We start from the raw sequence: 14,641 nt of genomic DNA, 5'->3' as shown, positions 1-14,641 counted from the left end.
GCTATGTCACCTTCAAACGGCCTTGTTGAGCCGCCCAAGGCAGCCGTCCGTTGCGTGACACGCAAGGGGTCCGGCGCCCATATCAAGACCTGGGCCGACCTGACATCTGCGCAGTCCCATGCCCGGCGCCAGGACAAAAAGGGCAAGGAGAGCCAGCGGCCCGGCGCCGACGCCGCCGACAATTATTGCTGGTCGCTCGCCGGTGAAGGGTTCGAGGCCGGCACGAATTATGTCGCCGCCTTCAAGGAGCACAAGCGCCGGCACGGCATCACCAGCGACGGCAACGGCGCGCTGGCGATGCACCTACTGGTGATCCTGTCGCCGGGCTGGCTCGCCGAAACCGGCGATCCCCGCGACTGGCAGGGCAATCCCCGTGTACGGCAGCTGATCGAAGAAGCACGGCGGTGGGCCGAGGCCGCCTTCGGCAAGGACTGCGTGTGGGCGGTACGCTACGACGCCGATGAAGACGGCGCGGGCAACGTGGACATCCTATGTTCGCCGGTCCGCGCCGACGGGCGCGCCAAGGCGCGGCCGAAGCAGAAGATCAGCATCAACAAGGCGCTCCAGGAGCTCGCCAGGCGCCACGGCCGCCAGAAGTCCTATTCCGCGCTCCAGGATTCCTGGGCGGAACACGCCCGGCGGCACCTGGACGCCTGCATTGTGCGGGGGGAAGAGAGCAGCAAGAAGCCGCACCTCACCCCGGAGGAATACAAGGCGAAGCTCGCCGCCGAGCAGGAGCTCGAGGCGGCGCGCCTCAAGCACGAGGAGGTGCAGCGGATCCTCGAGGCGCCGCCGCCGACGATCCCGACGATTGCCTCGCCCACCTTTTCGGAGCGTCTGGCGCCCGATCGCTGGATAGCCGAACAAAATTCCCGGCTAGCCGAGGCGGCCGGACAGGCCGCCGTCCGCATGGCCGCGAGCGACCACGAGCGCCGCCGGCTCGCCGCCGAGCTGGAGCAGGCCCGCACCCTTTCGGCAGCAGCGGAGAAGATTTCGCGCGAGCGCGATTTGGCACGGATGAAAGCCGACAGACTGGCGGACGATCTCAAGGCCGAAAAGGCCGCCTCCGCCCGGCTGAAGGCCGAGCGAGCCGACACGCTCCGCAAGTCGGAGGCGTTCGCCGCTGAAGTCCGCGAGATCCTCGAGGCGCCCGCCCTCAACCTGGTGGACGAGGTGGCGCAGGAACTCGGTCTCTCTCCGGCGGGGCCTTTCCATATTGCCGACGACGGCCGGCGGTTCGTCCTCGGTGCAGAGAGCTGGGAAGAGCCGAGCGCCGGCGCCAGCGGCGTGGGGGCGATCTCGTTCGTCATGCAGGTCCTGCGGGCGCGGTTCGAGCAGGCCCTCCGCTGGCTCACGGAGCGCTTCGGTCTCGTCCGGGTCCAGGCAGAGATTGCCACCGTCGCGGAACTGGACGCTCCCGTGCCGGCTGGCGACGCCCCACGCCGGCCTGGATTGTGAAAGGCGGGCCATGCCGCTCACCTTCGCCATCGGTGACCTGCACGGCCGGTTCGACCTCCTCGAGGCCGCGCTCGCCGCCATCGAGGCCCGCGCTCCAGGCGGCACGATCGTCTTCCTGGGGGACTACGTGGACTGCGGGCCGCAGAGCCGGCAGGTCATTGAGCGCCTCATGGCCGGGCCATCGGCCGGCTGGCAGTGGATCTGCCTGATGGGCAACCACGAGGCCATGCTGGTGGAGCTGATGAAGTTCCCCGAGAACGGGATGTCCCGTTTCCTCGCCAACGGCGGCCGCGCCACGCTCGCCTCCTACGGCGCGGCGGCGTGGGACCCCGATGCGCCGCTCCCGATTCCCGCAGCCCATATCGCGTGGCTCTCCGCCCTCCCGCTCATGCACGTGGACCTGCACCGCGTCTACGTGCATGCCGCCGTCGACCGCTGGCGCCCCCTCCACCGGCAGCGCGAGCAGACGCTGCTCTGGGACCTCTACCCCGACGACGACGAAGGCGGGCATGGCGACTTCCATGTGGTCCACGGCCATCACCAGGTCCCGGTGGGGCCGGTGCTGAAGAAGTACAGGACCAACCTCGACACGTTCGCCTGGCGGAGCGGACGACTGGTGGTGGGGGTGTTCAACGACCAGCGGCCGGGCGGGCCGGAGGAGCTAGTTATCTGCAGTGCCGCGTAGCGCGCATTTGAACAGGCAACCACCTGTGGTAGATGGTGGGAATTGTTATCACTGCGCAGCTGGGTGAGGCCTGCGGCTTAGATGCTGATGGCCGCGTCGGGGGGAGATATGTCAGCTCTTCAAAATTTCTTCGACAGCTATGACAACGATGAAATGGCGCGCATCGACGACCCAGTTCGGTATCGCGCGGCCGTCGCACAATTCATGGAGGCCGTCAAAGCCATTAAAAATAACAAAAATACTGACATAAATCGGATCGAAAATCTTTTATGTTGCATTCCATCAATCTATAGAAGATTTCATGATTCTCAAATTGATAATATATCAAAGGAATTGATAAATTCTTTTAGGAATGAGTTTGATGCCCATCAACTATCTGCATTAGAATCTAGTTTTGAATCCATTCTTGACATTTATTTCTACCAACGAGAAAGAAACATCAATAATTTTTTGGTAATTTATGCGGTGTCTATAATTGAAATTGCACGTCTTTCTGAATTTGAAGGCTTGTGGGCAAGAATGAAGGATAAAATGGAGATTGAACATAATTCGCAAAGGGAAAAGGCGCAACGGTACAAACGTTTCGCATATGAGAAACTGATGGAAATTTGGAAGGAGGCGCACCCAGAGCCCCCGAAGCCGGAAGTAGTAGTCACGCAAGTGCATAACCATTATGTTGCGCCTGGTACGCCATCCTATCGTGGGTGGTAGTTCGGCAACTAGAAGCGGTTTTGCGGGGCCGCCTGAAAGCTCGACTTCATCGGGTTCCCTTTATCAAGGTTTTGTGCCGGTGATCCAGTCGGTCAACGGTTTGAGGTCGTGTGCCCAAAATAGGGTCAGCCCTCGATCCTGCGCATCCAGCAGATTGTGAAGCTTGTAGACGCCGCTCAACACTGCGGCGGGAACAACTTGGCGGAGTCCAAAATCCAATTTCCAGCTCGCAGCCTTAACGGCTGCGTCGTTGTTGAGCCGCTTCACGGAATTGGTCGACGAGTTCGATACCTTGCATTCGATCGGCATGACCCGATGATCCCAAAGGCGCACAATGATGTCACCCTTTCGGTTTCCGAGCACGCTTTCCCCACAGAACTCGCCCGGACCGGGGGCATGCGAAATATTTGGGATTTTACGTGAAGGGACTTCTGCAAAGCCCAGCCCCTTCAGGGCTACCTTTACCATAGCTTCCTGCTGTTCCTTACCTAGCGTGCGCCGCCGTGTCTGTGTGCGGCTGGCGGCCATCAAAGCGGCCGAGGCCATCACCGCGGCGTTACGCTCCGCTTCCGTAGGCTCGCGATCCTCCACGACCCAGGCGAAGCGACGGCGATCAAGCACCTGGCGCACGACGGCGATCAGCCGCTGAACAAGCTCCGGGGACTTCTGCAGATGGCCCTTGGTCAGAGATTGCGCATCAGCCAAGACCTTGAGGTCGTCCTGCGAGATCGGCGGCGCAGCAAGGTAACGAAATGCCTCCAGAAGGCGAGCGTCGCCCAGAACGTCAAGCGCAGATGCCTCAAGGTCAGATAGGTCGACGGTCGTTTCTAGTATTTCTTCGACGTAACCCTGGTACTCGTCGAAAGCTTCAAGATAATCCTCCAGCGGCTCTTCGAGACGTTCCTTCGAGAAGGCGGCGCTGGATTTGACACGGTCGGCTTCGAGCTGTTCGTTGCTCCAAATAGGCGGATCGATCACAATGCGGCTCCGGCAGACAATAGCGCCGGACCCGGCACAATAAGGCGCTCCATTTCACGAGGCTCGAACTTGGTCAGGCCACCGGCGTAGGTGCGCCCGGAACGCTGTGAGATATTGACCTGAAGGTAGTCAACGAGCGCCTTCTTCGCCTTCTCGGTAAGAGGATCGCGCGGATATAGGCCATGCGCGATGTTGATGTGCCGGGCATCCGCCTTGTTGATGACAAAGCCGGGCGGGCGCCGCGCCATGTAGGTCGAAATGATCGGCGCAGCCGCGCGGAGGCCCACTGACCACCACGCCTTGCGGTGGCTGGCGACGTATCCTGTATTTGCGCCCATTGCACGCGCCACCTTCAGGAACTTCGTCACCGCGTCGCGCTCGGACGTATCGAGTTCGTCGAGATCGGCTGGAAGGTCAATGACGCAGCGCAGTCGGGCGGAGTCTGTGAGAAGACCGCCGGAGTCCAGCACCTCGCGCGCTCGGGTGATCGTCGGGAACAGGACGGATTCGGGCAAGCCGACGCTATGAGGGCCGGCAATCCACACATCATTCGCGCCTGTCACAGCTCCCCTGTGCACACGGCACAGTTCGCCCAGTTCGACGAAGCCCTCGGGCGGCTTCTCGGCTGCGCGGGTCAGATGGGACCAACGCCCTTCGTTTGCCAGACGATCCCGGTGAACCTTGCGGCCCTTGCCGAGCTCATCTAGCGCGTCAAGGTCGTCGATCCGGCGGAAATAAAGGGACGTGGGTTTGGCGCCGATCTCAAAAGTTGTGATCGAGGCCGTCGTCGCGGCATCAGGGAAAGGCTGCGCTGCAGGATCGATCACCGTGACGCTCTTTCCCCCAAGCCCACCCAACATGAGGGAACGCACTAGCGCGCCATAATTTACATCCAGCCATTCGGCGGCGGTGATGAAGGCGCCAAAATCCTTAGGCTTGGCGCTACAGGTTGTTGCAAGGAAGAAATACACATGCAGGCCCGCAAGCTTGCTGGCCGTCAGACCGAGCTTCGAGGATTCGACAGCTAGCCAATCTTTCCATTTGGGCGCGATCTGATGATGCCGAACATAGGGCGGGTTGCCGATGTATAGCGTGCTGCCGTCGACGCGCTCGGAGAAACTGCGGTAATCCCCGAGGATTACCCGCGCTCGATCCCCGGCTCCGGCGACGGCTAGGTTGGCGCGGGCCATCAGCGTGGCGAGCGGATCAACATCGATCCCGACCAACTCCGCATTCGGAAAGGCTGCAGCGGCGCGAGTGAGGAACCGCGCCGATCCTACACCCGGGTCTACAATCCGGCTGGCCTTGCGCGTGGCGGCGGCCCAATCCACCATCGTCTGGACGATCGCGGCTGGGGTATAGGTCGCCCCGTTCTCCCGTCTCTCCTCGGCGGAACGCAGGATAGAAAACGCATCCCCAAGGGGGTCTTCCCCCGCAAGAATGGCATCTTTCAAAGATGTAACGGTGGCCTTTCGCAAGGTGGCTTTCGACGCCGATTTTCCGAGCGTGACTTCGGCTGCGGCCAGCGGGCCGCCGGCGACCGCGGCTCCGAGGGCAAGAGCAGCGGCGACCAAATCGCTTTCGCTGCGCAAACTGTCCTTTATTTTTGTCATGCCCCGGGCCCCCTACGCTGGCCTGCTTGCGCGTGCAGCGTTCTTCCTTTGAAGGGGGGAACGTTAATATCCTTTGCTCTCTTCCTCGCCTCGGCAACATCAAAACGATTCTGCATCTGCATCAGCGCCTCCATGGAGGCGCCGAACGCCTTCTCGATCCGCAAAGCCATGTCTGGCGAGAGGTGCGCGCGACCGTTCAGCAGTTTGGACAATGATGGCCTCGTTACGCAGAGAGCTTGCGCTGCGTCGGTGACGGAAAGGCCCAGAGGTTCAATGATCTCGGTCTTCACGAACTCACCCGGATGGGGCGGGGCTTTCATAGTCGCGCTCGTTGCCATCTGCTTCACCGCCCTCGCAGCTCTGTGAGTGGATTGTGCCCTGTAACGTGACGAGCCACAAGATATGTTCTTTATATGTTCTATTTTTGGAAGCGAGCTCTTTTTGATTGGAGCTGCAGGGCGCTGCGAAAGTTGCGCAACTCCTAATTTTTGCGACACCCTCGCCCCTCCCGATCCGCCTCGGCTTCAGCGTTGCAAAAATCAGTCGCAGAATGGATCATCTCTGCGACAAGTTTTGCGACAGGCCTTCTCATGCGCATCGGATATGCCCGCGTCTCGACCGACGACCAGGATCTGACCCGACAACACACGGCGCTGCAGGCAGCCGGCTGCGAGCGCATCTTCGAGGAGAAGGTCAGCGGCGCGGTCCGTGCGCGGCCCCAGCTCGAGGCCATGCTGGGCCAATTGCGGGTGGGCGATGTGGTCACTGTGATGCGCCTCGACCGGCTGGCACGCTCCACCCGCGATCTTCTCGACATCTCGGAGCGCTTGTCGACGGCCGGAGCCGGCCTCCGGTCCCTGGCCGAGCCATGGGCAGACACGACCACGCCGGCGGGTCGCATGGTCTTGACAATTTTTGCGGGTATCGCAGAGTTCGAGCGATCCTTGATTGCTGAACGAACCGGTGAAGGTCGCACGGCCGCAAGGGCGAGGGGCGTGCGGTTTGGTCGGCCGCCGGCCCTGAGCGGTGATCAGGCGCGTTTGGTGAAACGCCTCAGGGCCGAGGGGATGTCGGCACGGGAAATCGCCGCCTCGCTCGGCGTTCATCGGTCAACAATCCACCGACTGGAGCAGGAGAAGCCGTGAACATTTGTCTGCGCGTCGCAATCGGCCCCCTTTTCCTCCTCCCTTTGCTCACAACCGAGTCGTTCGCTCAGAGCGCAAGCGCACCGCCGGCACCGATGGCGCCGGGCAAATGGGTATCCCCGATGTCGAATGAGGAACCGAAGACCGACGCCGAGCGTGAGGAGCTCTGCACGAACCCCGTCGCTGGGGTCGAGGTCTCGGAAAAGAGCTGGATCGAGTTCGACTCGGACGGCCGCCGCGTGTGCGCGCTGCCGAAGTGGAAGGTCAACGGGGCGACCTATCGTGCTCGGCCCATGAAGGGGTCGTCTCAGAAAACGGAAAATAAAGCACGCTAAGCCGGTTGCAGCGGCCGTAGCGGCCTGAACTTGCCCGCGCCGATCTTGGCGCTGCTGCGCCAGAGGTAATCGCCGGTCAGGTTGATGTGCTCCCAGCCGAGCGGCGACAGGTACTGCAACAGGCCGTCATCGACGGCTTGACCGTGGCCACGCAAGGCGTTCGCGGCCCGCTCCAGATAGACCGTGTTCCATAGCACGATGGCCGCCGTCACCAGGTTGAGGCCGCTGGCCCGGTAGCGCTGCTGCTCGAAGCTGCGGTCGCGGATTTCCCCCAGGCGGTTGAAGAACACGGCGCGGGCCAGCGCGTTGCGCGCCTCGCCTTTGTTCAGCCCGGCATGCACGCGGCGGCGCAGCTCGACGCTTTGCAGCCAGTCCAGGATGAACAGTGTGCGCTCGATGCGTCCCAGCTCACGCAGGGCGACGGCCAGGCCGTTCTGGCGCGGGTAGCTGCCAAGCTTCCTGAGCATCAGCGAGGCCGTCGCCGTGCCCTGCTTGATCGAGGTGGCCATCCGCAGGATTTCATCCCAATGGGCGCGGACGTGCTTGATGTTGAGCGTGCCGCCGATCATCGGTTTCAACGCCTCGTAGGTGGCATCGCCCTTCGGGATGTAGAGCTTGGTGTCGCCCAGGTCACGAATGCGCGGGGCGAAGCGGAAGCCCAGCAGGTGCATCAACGCGAAGACGTGGTCCGTGAACCCTGCCGTGTCGGTGTAGTGCTCCTCGATCCGCAGGTCGGATTCGTGATACAGCAGGCCGTCGAGCACGTAGGTCGAGTCGCGCACGCCGACGTTCACGACCTTGGTGTGGAACGGCGCGTACTGGTCGGAGATATGGGTGTAGAACGTCCGCCCTGGGCTGCTGCCGTATTTCGGATTGATGTGGCCGGTGCTCTCGGCCTTGCTGCCGGTGCGGAAGTTCTGGCCGTCCGACGATGACGTGGTGCCGTCGCCCCAATGCTCGGCGAAGGGATGTCGGAACTGCGCGTTGACCAGCTCGGCCAGTGCCGCCCCGTAGGTTTCGTCGCGGATGTGCCAGGCTTGCAGCCAGGCCAGCTTGGCGTAGGTCGTGCCGGGGCACGATTCCGCCATCTTGGTCAGGCCCAGGTTGATCGCGTCGGCGAGGATCGTGGTCAGCAACAGGTTTTTGTCCTTGGCCAGGTCGCCTGACTTCAGGTGGGCGAAGTGCCGGGTGAAGCCCGTCCATTCGTCTACCTCCAGCAGCAATTCGGTGATCTTGACGTGCGGTAGGATCATCGCCGTCTGGTCGATCAGGGCCTGTGCGGTATCGGGCACCGCCGCATCGAGCGGCGTGATCTTCAGGCCCGACTCCGTGATGATGGCGTCCGGCAGCTCGTTGGCCAGCGCCATGCGGTTGACGGTGGCGAGCTGCGTTTCCAGCAGCGTCAGCCGGTCATGCAGGTACTGGTCGCAATCGGTGGCCACGGCCAGCGGCAATTCGCTGGCCTGCTTGAGGCTGGCGAATTTCGCGGGCGGCACCAGGTAGTCCTCGAAGTCCTTGAACTGGCGCGAGCCTTGCACCCAGATGTCGCCGGAGCGCAGCGCGTTCTTCAGCTCCGACAGCGCGCACAGTTCGTAGTAGCGCCGGTCGATGCCGGTGTCGGTCATCACCAGCTTCTGCCAGCGCGGCTTGATGAACTCGGTCGGCGCGTCGGTGGGCACCTTGCGGGCGTTGTCGCTGTTCATGCTGCGCAGCACCTCGATGGCGTCGAGTACGTCCTTGGCGGCGGGCGCGGCCCGCAACTTGAGCACGTCGAGAAATTCCGGCGCGTAGCGGCGCAGCGTGGCGTAGCTCTCGCCGATGCGGTGCAGGAAATCGAAGTCCTCGGGTTGCGCGAGCCGCTGCGCTTCGGTGACGCTCTCGGCGAAAGCATCCCAGGACATGACGGCCTCGATGGCGGCGAACGGATCGCGGCCCGCTTGCTTGGCCTCGATCAGCGCCTGGCCGATGCGCCCGAACAGCCGCACCTTGGCATTGATCGCCTTGCCGGATGCCTGGAACTGCTGCTGATGCTTGTTCTTGGCGGCATTGAACAGCTTGCCCAGGATGCGGTCATGCAGGTCGATGATTTCGTCGGTGACGGTGGCCATGCCCTCGATGGCGAGCGCCACCAGGGTCGCGTAACGCCGCTGCGGCTCGAACTTCGCCAGGTCGGCGGGCGTCATCTGGCCGCCCTCGCGGGCGATCTTGAGCAGCCGGTTCTGGTGAACCAGCCGCTCGATGCCGGAGGGCAGGTCGAGCGCCTGCCACGCCTTGAGGCGTTCGATGTGTTCCAGCATGTGCCGCGAGTTCGGTTTGACCGGGGATTGCCGCAGCCAGGCCAGCCACGTCGTCTTGCCGTTGTCGCGGCGCTTGAGCAGATCGTCGAGGCGACGGCGATGCACGTCCGTCAGCGGCTCAGCCAAGGCGTCGTAGAGACGCCGGTTGGCGCGGGTAATCGCTTCGGCGCTCGCCCGCTCGACGGCGTTGAGGGCGGGCACAATGACCGACTGCCGCCGCAGGTGCTCGATCAAGGCTCTGGCCAGCACGATGCCCTTGTCGGTTTGCATGGCCAGCTCGGTCAGCAACTGGACAGCCTGCCGGTAGTGGCCAATCGTGAACGGCTGGAAGCCGAACACCGTTTGCAGCTCGACCAGGTGCTCGCGTCGGGTCTGCTCACGCTGCCCGTACTCGTCCCAGCTTTCGATGCCGACCTTGAGCTGGTTGGCGACCAGTCTCAGCAATGGCGGGAACGGTGGCTCATCAGCGCCAAGGATGACGCCGGGAAAGCGCAGGTAGCAGAGCTGCACCGCGAAGCCCAGCCGATTGGCCGGGCCGCGCCGCTGCCGGATGATGGAGAGGTCGCTTTCGCTGAACGTGTAGTGACGGATCAACTCATCCTTGGTGTCCGGCAACGCCAGCAGGCTTTCGCGCTCGGCGGCGGAGAGGATCGAACGGCGGGGCATGCGGTTTCCTTCTTCTTGAAAACGTAGGTTTGTGACAAGCCCGCCAAGGCAACCGGCGCGGCACGGGAATCAAGGCATTGCGATTCTCGAAAATAGTTCTTGAAATTCTATTCTTGATTGCATATCATCTCAACGAGTTTCGATAAGAAAGGATGCGCATGCGACCGTCTGTTGTGCTTGACATGAAGCGAAGCGCAGTGCGTGAAGCGGTAGGCCGCTTTCGCGCCGCGAACCCGCGCGTCTTCGGCTCGGTGCTGCATGGCACCGACCGGGATGGCAGCGACCTCGACCTGTTGGTCGATGCGCTGCCCGGTGCCACGTTGTTGGACTTGGGCGATTTGGAAGAAGAACTGAAATCGCTGCTCGGCGTTGACGTCGATCTGCTGACTCCCGGCGACCTGCCGCCGAAGTTCCGGGCCAAGGTGCTCGCGGAGGCGCAACCGATATGAGCGAGAACCGCCTGCCCGATTACCTCGACCACATTCAGCAGGCCGCAACCGATGCGCGCAGCTTCGTGGAAGGGATGGCCAAGGACGACTTCTTGGCCGACAAGCGCACCCAGCAGGCCGTCATCATGAGCCTGATCGTCATCGGCGAGGCGGCCACAAAGGTGATGGATGGCTACGTCGAGTTCACCCAGGCGCATGCCGACGTGCCGTGGCGCAGCATGCGCAATATGCGTAATCGCATGGCTCACGGCTATTTCGACATCAACCTCGATGTGGTGTGGGAGACGGTACAGGAATGGCTGCCGGCGTTGCTCCAGCAATTGCCCGCCGTGCGTCAGGATGCCGACGATGAAGACCGTAACGACAAAGGCATGGAGCCATGACCAATCAAGCCGCCGATGTTCGGCCCCTCTGGCGTGTTCGATCCCGCGACCTATGAGCCGCGCTCGGGCAAGACCTTCTGGATGGCCGCAACGGACGTGAGTTCGCTGGTGGGCAAGGAGGCAGCAGCCGACACGCTCATCGGCAACTGCACGACCGCACGACCAGCCTCCCGTTCAAATTCGAGTTAGAATTCATATCCAGCCTGTCTGGGGGCACTGTGAAAGAGGGATCTCCGATGACTGTTGAATCGAGAATATTTTCTGTAGCCGAGTATGTTCAGCCGTCCGAAGGCGAGCCTATTCGTTCCGTTGTGCTTGAAACCCGAGACTCAATTATCGTGGTTTGGCATGTCCATCCCGGGCAGGAAATTGCGGCTCACATTCATCCTCACGGCCAAGACACGTGGACTGTTTTGTCGGGAATGGCTGATTACTTTCAGGGCAATGGGATTGTTCGTGCCCTCAGGGAAGGTGAGATAGCCGTGGCAAGACCGGGCCAAGTGCACGGGGCGCGAAATACAGGTACCGAGCCATTTGTGTTCGTCTCGGTTGTGGCATCAGCCAATGCCGGTTTCGTATTGGCTGAGCGATAGAGCCCAATCTCTGGAGTTGGTCCAATGAGCGGTCGGGGAGATAGGTAACAGACATGCAGCGGACACGGCTGCTAAACCAGGTCGCAAACCTCCTTGCGTCGCAGCGTGCCGCAAGCGACGCGATCAATCGAATGGGGTCGGCATGAGACTGAACACCATCCAGTTCCCGACCGCGTAGCCGCCTGTCCTGCCGATCAGGTCTTGACCATCGACGCCTGGGATCAGTCCTGAATGTTCTTGGAGACCACTACGTTATGAGCCGCAGCCGCCGCAAAACACCCATCGTCGGGCACACGACCTGCGGCAGCGAGCGCGAGGACAAGAAGCTCTGGCATCAGCGCTGGCGCACCCGTGAGCGCACGGCGCTGACCAGCGCGTCGCCCGAAGCCCTGAGCGCCCATCTGCCCCTGCTGGAAAACCAGGCCAGCAGCGTCTGGTCGATGGGCAAGGATGGCCGCTCCTACTGGCCCGTCAAGCGCCAGGCCGCCACGGCGGATCGCATCGCCAATCACAAGGGACGCAACCCGCAAGAACGCGCCTCCCTGAAAAAGCGCCTGCTGCGCAAGTGGATGAGCAAATGAAGCTCTCCTTCCATCAGCACATTGCGCTGTTCTGGATGATCGGTGCTCCGGGCGTCTTCGCGCCCGTGATCGAGAACGCCAAGCGGCCCGATGCCGGCGCCGTCATGGCGTGGGGTGTCGCGATCGTGGCGGTGATGATCCTCTTCACCCCTTTGCTGCTGCGCTGTCCACCATTCCGGCGCTGGTATGGCCGGACGGATGCGCTGTCGGAGCGGCAGCGCCAGGCGCTTGCCGAGCGCGGCCTGCGCCGCTACTACCAGACCGCTTTCGATGACGGCTACGTGCCCCGCGTGATGCCCTACGTGTGGCGCATCATCTGGACGGTCGGCGGGTTGATGGCTGTGACCGCCGTACTGCCTACCAACACCGGACGGCCAGCCTTCGATGCCTTGGTGGTCTTCTCGACCTGGTATCCGATAGGCGTGATGCTGCTGGTTTTCGCGTCGAGGCCCCTTGGCCGGTTGATTCGCCAAAGAGCACAGGAGCGGCGGAAATGAGCACGTCAACCATCGAGGCGCTGGCCAGCGCCTGGGCAAGGATTGCCGAGGAAGCGGAATTCCCCGCTGACTACGAGGGGACTGCCACACCACAAGCGCATCGGGCTAGCGAAGCTATTCAGGAGCAGATTCGGGAGCGCATCGTCGCCACCAACGACATGCGGCTGTTCAGCCTGCTGCACCTGCTGGGTCAGGCGTCGCTGCGCATGGAGCAAGCGCTGTGGCCGGAGGATTACGAGCGGATGACGCGCGAGGTTGAGGAAGCCCTGCGGCAAGCCACCGACGCCAACGCCAGATCGTACACCCACGAAGAAGTGATGCAGGCGATGCAGGAACGCATCGACCGGGCGCGAGACAAGCCATGTTGATTGGCTATGCGCGCGTCTCGACGCAGGATCAGAACCTGGAGCTGCAACGCGAAGCCTTGAGCAAGGCCGGATGTAAAAAGGTCTTCGAGGACAAGGTGAGTGGCACGCGGGCAGACCGGCCTGGCTTGGCCAAGACGCTCGAAATGCTGCGCGAAGGCGATACTTTGGTCGTCTGGAAGCTCGACCGGCTGGGCCGGTCGGTCAAGCAACTGGTCGATCTGGTCGGCGATCTGCACAAGCACGGTGTCCAGTTCAGGAGCCTCACCGACTCCATCGACACCGGCACACCATCCGGGCGGTTCTTCTTCCACGTCATGGCGAGCCTTGCCGAAATGGAGCGCGAGCTGACCGTCGAGCGCACCCGCGCCGGGCTGGAAGTCGCCAAGCAGCTCGGCCGCAAAGGCGGCCGCAAGCCGAAGATGACCGACAGCAAGATCGAGTCGGCCAAGAAGCTGCTGGCCAGCGGGGTGCCGCCCAAGGACGTGGCCAAGAACCTCGGCGTGTCCATTCCGACGCTGTACCGCTGGGTGCCAGCCTCCACGCACGCTTAGCGTGCTTTATTTTCCGTTTTCTGAGACGACCCCATGAAGTGCAAGCCGGCCGTCGAGGCCGATGGTGACGGGGACGGATCGATATCCGTCCTCGTAAAGGGTCCGAAGTCGGTCGAGATCAACAACTCGCTGTACATCCGCTGCGACTGACGGCGAACGGGCCGCCTCGGTGAATTTCGGGCCGCCCGTGAATGCCACGGTGCTCACCGAGCGCAAGGGGTGGGTCCTCGCCATGCTCGCCGGCATGCCGGCTGTGCGTGGCTCCGGTCCCGGACTGCGCCGCCCTTGCCCTCGGCTCCGCCCCATAGCGCGCCGGAAGGCGTCGGGACGCGGGGCGTCCCCTTGATATGTTCGCCGCCGCGGGCGCCGAACACGGGGCAGATGTCTTGAGGTTTCAAAAGGGGTTCAGGTTCGCCTGAACCCCTGCCACGTGGCGAACGCGGGGAGAGGGAGGGGAGCAAGCGGAATCGGTGCGGGGGGTGCGGGCGCACAAGCGCAGCGCGGAGCCTCGGCCGTGCCGATTGCGCTTGCTGGGGAGGGATGGGGCGGCGCCCCGTCCTTCCCTTTGTCCGCCGGAGGCGAGGTTCAATCCGGCCGCGTCGCATTGAACTGCCGTGCTCGCCGCGACCGAGCATAGTTGTTCCAGAAATGGTAGCGCTGGGCATAGGGATTGGAGAGCCGAGGTGCGCAAACGCGCACGATCATGTCAAACAGCTCCGGCCGCTGGCGGGCGGCGTCTCGCAGATCCAGCCAGTCCCGCATGCGCCCGCGCTCGATCACGTCATCGATGGCGGCGAGCGTGTAGCGCTGGTGGTTCAGGTGGCGATGGCGCATGGTGGCCCCTACCTGCCAAGGTGTGCAAAAACCGCTCGGTCGCTACCAATTCGACCGGAACCCTTGAGGCCAACAGAAGCGTCTGCAGATTCGGATTTTCGTAGACGACTTGGACCGAGCGCACATCGCTCGGCGCCAGCTCCTCGACGTAATCGCGAACGGCACGCTCGCCGCCGTCCCGCTGAAGCCGTTTCAGCTTGGCCACGTTCTCCGGAGTTTTCTCCCGCTCGAGCAGCGCGGCGTATGCGATGCCCTCAGTCGTCTCGACGCGCCGCACGGCCGTCCCAGACCTTTCGATCCAAGCGAGGATCTCATGCGCAAACGGCTTGTCGGGATGACGATGGCACGCCTCGTACTCCACCATGTCCACGATCACGATCTGCCTGTTGGAGAGGCGCATGGTATCGAGCAGGCCGGCCGCGGCGAGGCGCAGGAGAGGCCCGGTGTCCGCGATCACAACCGGGTCGCGCTTATCGTGGGCGGGCATGCCCTCTTCC

General features: G+C 62.7%; 19 protein-coding genes. 13 read left to right on the top strand and 6 right to left on the bottom strand.

The features are described from left to right. The first annotated feature begins 3 nt into the window (after positions 1-3). The 3 genes from J2126_RS05820 (at position 4) to J2126_RS05810 (ending at position 2,854) form a co-directional block, all read left to right on the top strand. Positions 4-1,458, top strand: a complete 1,455-nt coding sequence (locus J2126_RS05820; RefSeq protein ID WP_209484798.1) for a hypothetical protein — start codon at positions 4-6, stop codon at positions 1,456-1,458. Between the two features lie 10 nt (positions 1,459-1,468). Then, positions 1,469-2,143, top strand: a complete 675-nt coding sequence (locus J2126_RS05815; protein WP_209484796.1) for a metallophosphoesterase — start codon at positions 1,469-1,471, stop codon at positions 2,141-2,143. Between the two features lie 81 nt (positions 2,144-2,224). Then, on the top strand, positions 2,225-2,854 hold the full coding sequence (locus tag J2126_RS05810; protein ID WP_209484794.1) for a hypothetical protein: 630 nt from the start codon (positions 2,225-2,227) through the stop codon (positions 2,852-2,854). Positions 2,855-2,917: 63 nt separating this feature from the next. Here the strand turns inward: J2126_RS05810 and J2126_RS05805 are convergent, their stop codons facing one another. From J2126_RS05805 to J2126_RS05795, 3 genes are read right to left on the bottom strand one after another with little or no spacing between them, the layout of a single operon-like run. After that, positions 2,918-3,832, bottom strand: a complete 915-nt coding sequence (locus J2126_RS05805; RefSeq protein ID WP_209484793.1) for a XamI family restriction endonuclease — start codon at positions 3,830-3,832, stop codon at positions 2,918-2,920. Beyond that, positions 3,829-5,445, bottom strand: coding sequence for an N-6 DNA methylase (locus tag J2126_RS05800; RefSeq protein ID WP_209484791.1), 1,617 nt, complete (start codon positions 5,443-5,445; stop codon positions 3,829-3,831). Before J2126_RS05800 ends, J2126_RS05805 begins: the two co-directional genes overlap by 4 nt. Then, complete coding sequence (locus tag J2126_RS05795; RefSeq protein WP_209484789.1) at positions 5,442-5,783, bottom strand: HigA family addiction module antitoxin; 342 nt, start codon at positions 5,781-5,783, stop codon at positions 5,442-5,444. The genes J2126_RS05800 and J2126_RS05795 overlap by 4 nt, the downstream gene beginning before the upstream one ends. 252 nt (positions 5,784-6,035) lie before the next feature. Here J2126_RS05795 and J2126_RS05790 point away from each other — a divergent pair, with 252 nt between their 5' ends. Continuing rightward, on the top strand, positions 6,036-6,590 hold the full coding sequence (locus J2126_RS05790; protein ID WP_209484787.1) for a recombinase family protein: 555 nt from the start codon (positions 6,036-6,038) through the stop codon (positions 6,588-6,590). Then, a complete protein-coding gene (locus tag J2126_RS05785) occupies positions 6,587-6,925 on the top strand; it encodes a hypothetical protein (RefSeq protein WP_209484785.1) in 339 nt (112 codons plus the stop codon). Before J2126_RS05790 ends, J2126_RS05785 begins: the two co-directional genes overlap by 4 nt. Here the strand turns inward: J2126_RS05785 and J2126_RS05780 are convergent. Then, complete coding sequence (locus J2126_RS05780) at positions 6,922-9,888, bottom strand: Tn3-like element ISPa38 family transposase (RefSeq protein WP_003100881.1); 2,967 nt, start codon at positions 9,886-9,888, stop codon at positions 6,922-6,924. The two genes, J2126_RS05785 and J2126_RS05780, sit on opposite strands and share 4 nt — an antisense overlap. A gap of 158 nt (positions 9,889-10,046) precedes the next feature. Between J2126_RS05780 and J2126_RS05775 the strand changes: the two genes are divergently transcribed. The 8 genes from J2126_RS05775 to J2126_RS05740 all read left to right on the top strand — a co-directional run bounded on the left by J2126_RS05775 (position 10,047) and on the right by J2126_RS05740 (position 13,310). Beyond that, positions 10,047-10,337, top strand: a complete 291-nt coding sequence (locus J2126_RS05775) for a nucleotidyltransferase family protein (RefSeq protein WP_001247892.1) — start codon at positions 10,047-10,049, stop codon at positions 10,335-10,337. After that, positions 10,334-10,720: a HepT-like ribonuclease domain-containing protein gene (locus tag J2126_RS05770; RefSeq protein ID WP_003100872.1), complete on the top strand. Its 387-nt coding sequence runs from the start codon at positions 10,334-10,336 to the stop codon at positions 10,718-10,720. Before J2126_RS05775 ends, J2126_RS05770 begins: the two co-directional genes overlap by 4 nt. A gap of 15 nt (positions 10,721-10,735) precedes the next feature. Next, complete coding sequence (locus J2126_RS05765) at positions 10,736-10,909, top strand: hypothetical protein (protein WP_003154411.1); 174 nt, start codon at positions 10,736-10,738, stop codon at positions 10,907-10,909. A gap of 47 nt (positions 10,910-10,956) precedes the next feature. Continuing rightward, positions 10,957-11,313, top strand: a complete 357-nt coding sequence (locus J2126_RS05760; protein WP_003465043.1) for a cupin domain-containing protein — start codon at positions 10,957-10,959, stop codon at positions 11,311-11,313. Between the two features lie 254 nt (positions 11,314-11,567). Next, on the top strand, positions 11,568-11,894 hold the full coding sequence (locus J2126_RS05755) for a hypothetical protein (RefSeq protein ID WP_003100858.1): 327 nt from the start codon (positions 11,568-11,570) through the stop codon (positions 11,892-11,894). Beyond that, positions 11,891-12,391 (top strand): hypothetical protein, encoded by a 501-nt coding sequence (locus J2126_RS05750; protein WP_003100856.1) that lies wholly within the window; start codon positions 11,891-11,893, stop codon positions 12,389-12,391. The genes J2126_RS05755 and J2126_RS05750 overlap by 4 nt, the downstream gene beginning before the upstream one ends. Further along, positions 12,388-12,759 (top strand): hypothetical protein, encoded by a 372-nt coding sequence (locus tag J2126_RS05745; protein ID WP_003100853.1) that lies wholly within the window; start codon positions 12,388-12,390, stop codon positions 12,757-12,759. The genes J2126_RS05750 and J2126_RS05745 overlap by 4 nt, the downstream gene beginning before the upstream one ends. Beyond that, a complete protein-coding gene (locus J2126_RS05740; protein WP_003100847.1) occupies positions 12,753-13,310 on the top strand; it encodes a recombinase family protein in 558 nt (185 codons plus the stop codon). The genes J2126_RS05745 and J2126_RS05740 overlap by 7 nt, the downstream gene beginning before the upstream one ends. 585 nt (positions 13,311-13,895) lie before the next feature. Here the strand turns inward: J2126_RS05740 and J2126_RS05735 are convergent. Then, positions 13,896-14,144 (bottom strand): hypothetical protein, encoded by a 249-nt coding sequence (locus J2126_RS05735; RefSeq protein WP_209484783.1) that lies wholly within the window; start codon positions 14,142-14,144, stop codon positions 13,896-13,898. Next, the gene (locus tag J2126_RS05730; protein WP_209484781.1) at positions 14,092-14,631 is read right to left on the bottom strand and encodes a hypothetical protein; all 540 of its coding nucleotides are present in this window, start codon (positions 14,629-14,631) and stop codon (positions 14,092-14,094) included. Before J2126_RS05730 ends, J2126_RS05735 begins: the two co-directional genes overlap by 53 nt. Positions 14,632-14,641 lie beyond the last annotated feature (10 nt).

The organism is Xanthobacter flavus, from assembly GCF_017875275.1.
In the GTDB taxonomy this organism is placed as follows: Bacteria; Pseudomonadota; Alphaproteobacteria; order Rhizobiales; family Xanthobacteraceae; genus Xanthobacter; species Xanthobacter flavus_A.
The sequence above is the reverse complement of the archived record's forward strand: the minus strand, read 5'-3'. Positions and strand labels throughout refer to the sequence as shown.

What these genes read in the sequence shown, in the direction of transcription:
- J2126_RS05820 (WP_209484798.1), top strand. Translation starts at nt 4, where the DNA reads ATGTCACCTTCAAACGGCCTTGTTGAGCCGCCCAAGGCAGCCGTCCGT.
- J2126_RS05815 (WP_209484796.1), top strand. Translation starts at nt 1,469, where the DNA reads ATGCCGCTCACCTTCGCCATCGGTGACCTGCACGGCCGGTTCGACCTC.
- J2126_RS05810 (WP_209484794.1), top strand. Translation starts at nt 2,225, where the DNA reads ATGCTGATGGCCGCGTCGGGGGGAGATATGTCAGCTCTTCAAAATTTC.
- J2126_RS05800 (WP_209484791.1), bottom strand. Translation starts at nt 5,445, where the DNA reads ATGACAAAAATAAAGGACAGTTTGCGCAGCGAAAGCGATTTGGTCGCC.
- J2126_RS05795 (WP_209484789.1), bottom strand. Translation starts at nt 5,783, where the DNA reads ATGGCAACGAGCGCGACTATGAAAGCCCCGCCCCATCCGGGTGAGTTC.
- J2126_RS05790 (WP_209484787.1), top strand. Translation starts at nt 6,036, where the DNA reads ATGCGCATCGGATATGCCCGCGTCTCGACCGACGACCAGGATCTGACC.
- J2126_RS05780 (WP_003100881.1), bottom strand. Translation starts at nt 9,888, where the DNA reads ATGCCCCGCCGTTCGATCCTCTCCGCCGCCGAGCGCGAAAGCCTGCTG.
- J2126_RS05775 (WP_001247892.1), top strand. Translation starts at nt 10,047, where the DNA reads ATGCGACCGTCTGTTGTGCTTGACATGAAGCGAAGCGCAGTGCGTGAA.
- J2126_RS05770 (WP_003100872.1), top strand. Translation starts at nt 10,334, where the DNA reads ATGAGCGAGAACCGCCTGCCCGATTACCTCGACCACATTCAGCAGGCC.
- J2126_RS05765 (WP_003154411.1), top strand. Translation starts at nt 10,736, where the DNA reads ATGTTCGGCCCCTCTGGCGTGTTCGATCCCGCGACCTATGAGCCGCGC.
- J2126_RS05760 (WP_003465043.1), top strand. Translation starts at nt 10,957, where the DNA reads ATGACTGTTGAATCGAGAATATTTTCTGTAGCCGAGTATGTTCAGCCG.
- J2126_RS05755 (WP_003100858.1), top strand. Translation starts at nt 11,568, where the DNA reads ATGAGCCGCAGCCGCCGCAAAACACCCATCGTCGGGCACACGACCTGC.
- J2126_RS05750 (WP_003100856.1), top strand. Translation starts at nt 11,891, where the DNA reads ATGAAGCTCTCCTTCCATCAGCACATTGCGCTGTTCTGGATGATCGGT.
- J2126_RS05745 (WP_003100853.1), top strand. Translation starts at nt 12,388, where the DNA reads ATGAGCACGTCAACCATCGAGGCGCTGGCCAGCGCCTGGGCAAGGATT.
- J2126_RS05740 (WP_003100847.1), top strand. Translation starts at nt 12,753, where the DNA reads ATGTTGATTGGCTATGCGCGCGTCTCGACGCAGGATCAGAACCTGGAG.
- J2126_RS05735 (WP_209484783.1), bottom strand. Translation starts at nt 14,144, where the DNA reads ATGCGCCATCGCCACCTGAACCACCAGCGCTACACGCTCGCCGCCATC.
- J2126_RS05730 (WP_209484781.1), bottom strand. Translation starts at nt 14,631, where the DNA reads ATGCCCGCCCACGATAAGCGCGACCCGGTTGTGATCGCGGACACCGGG.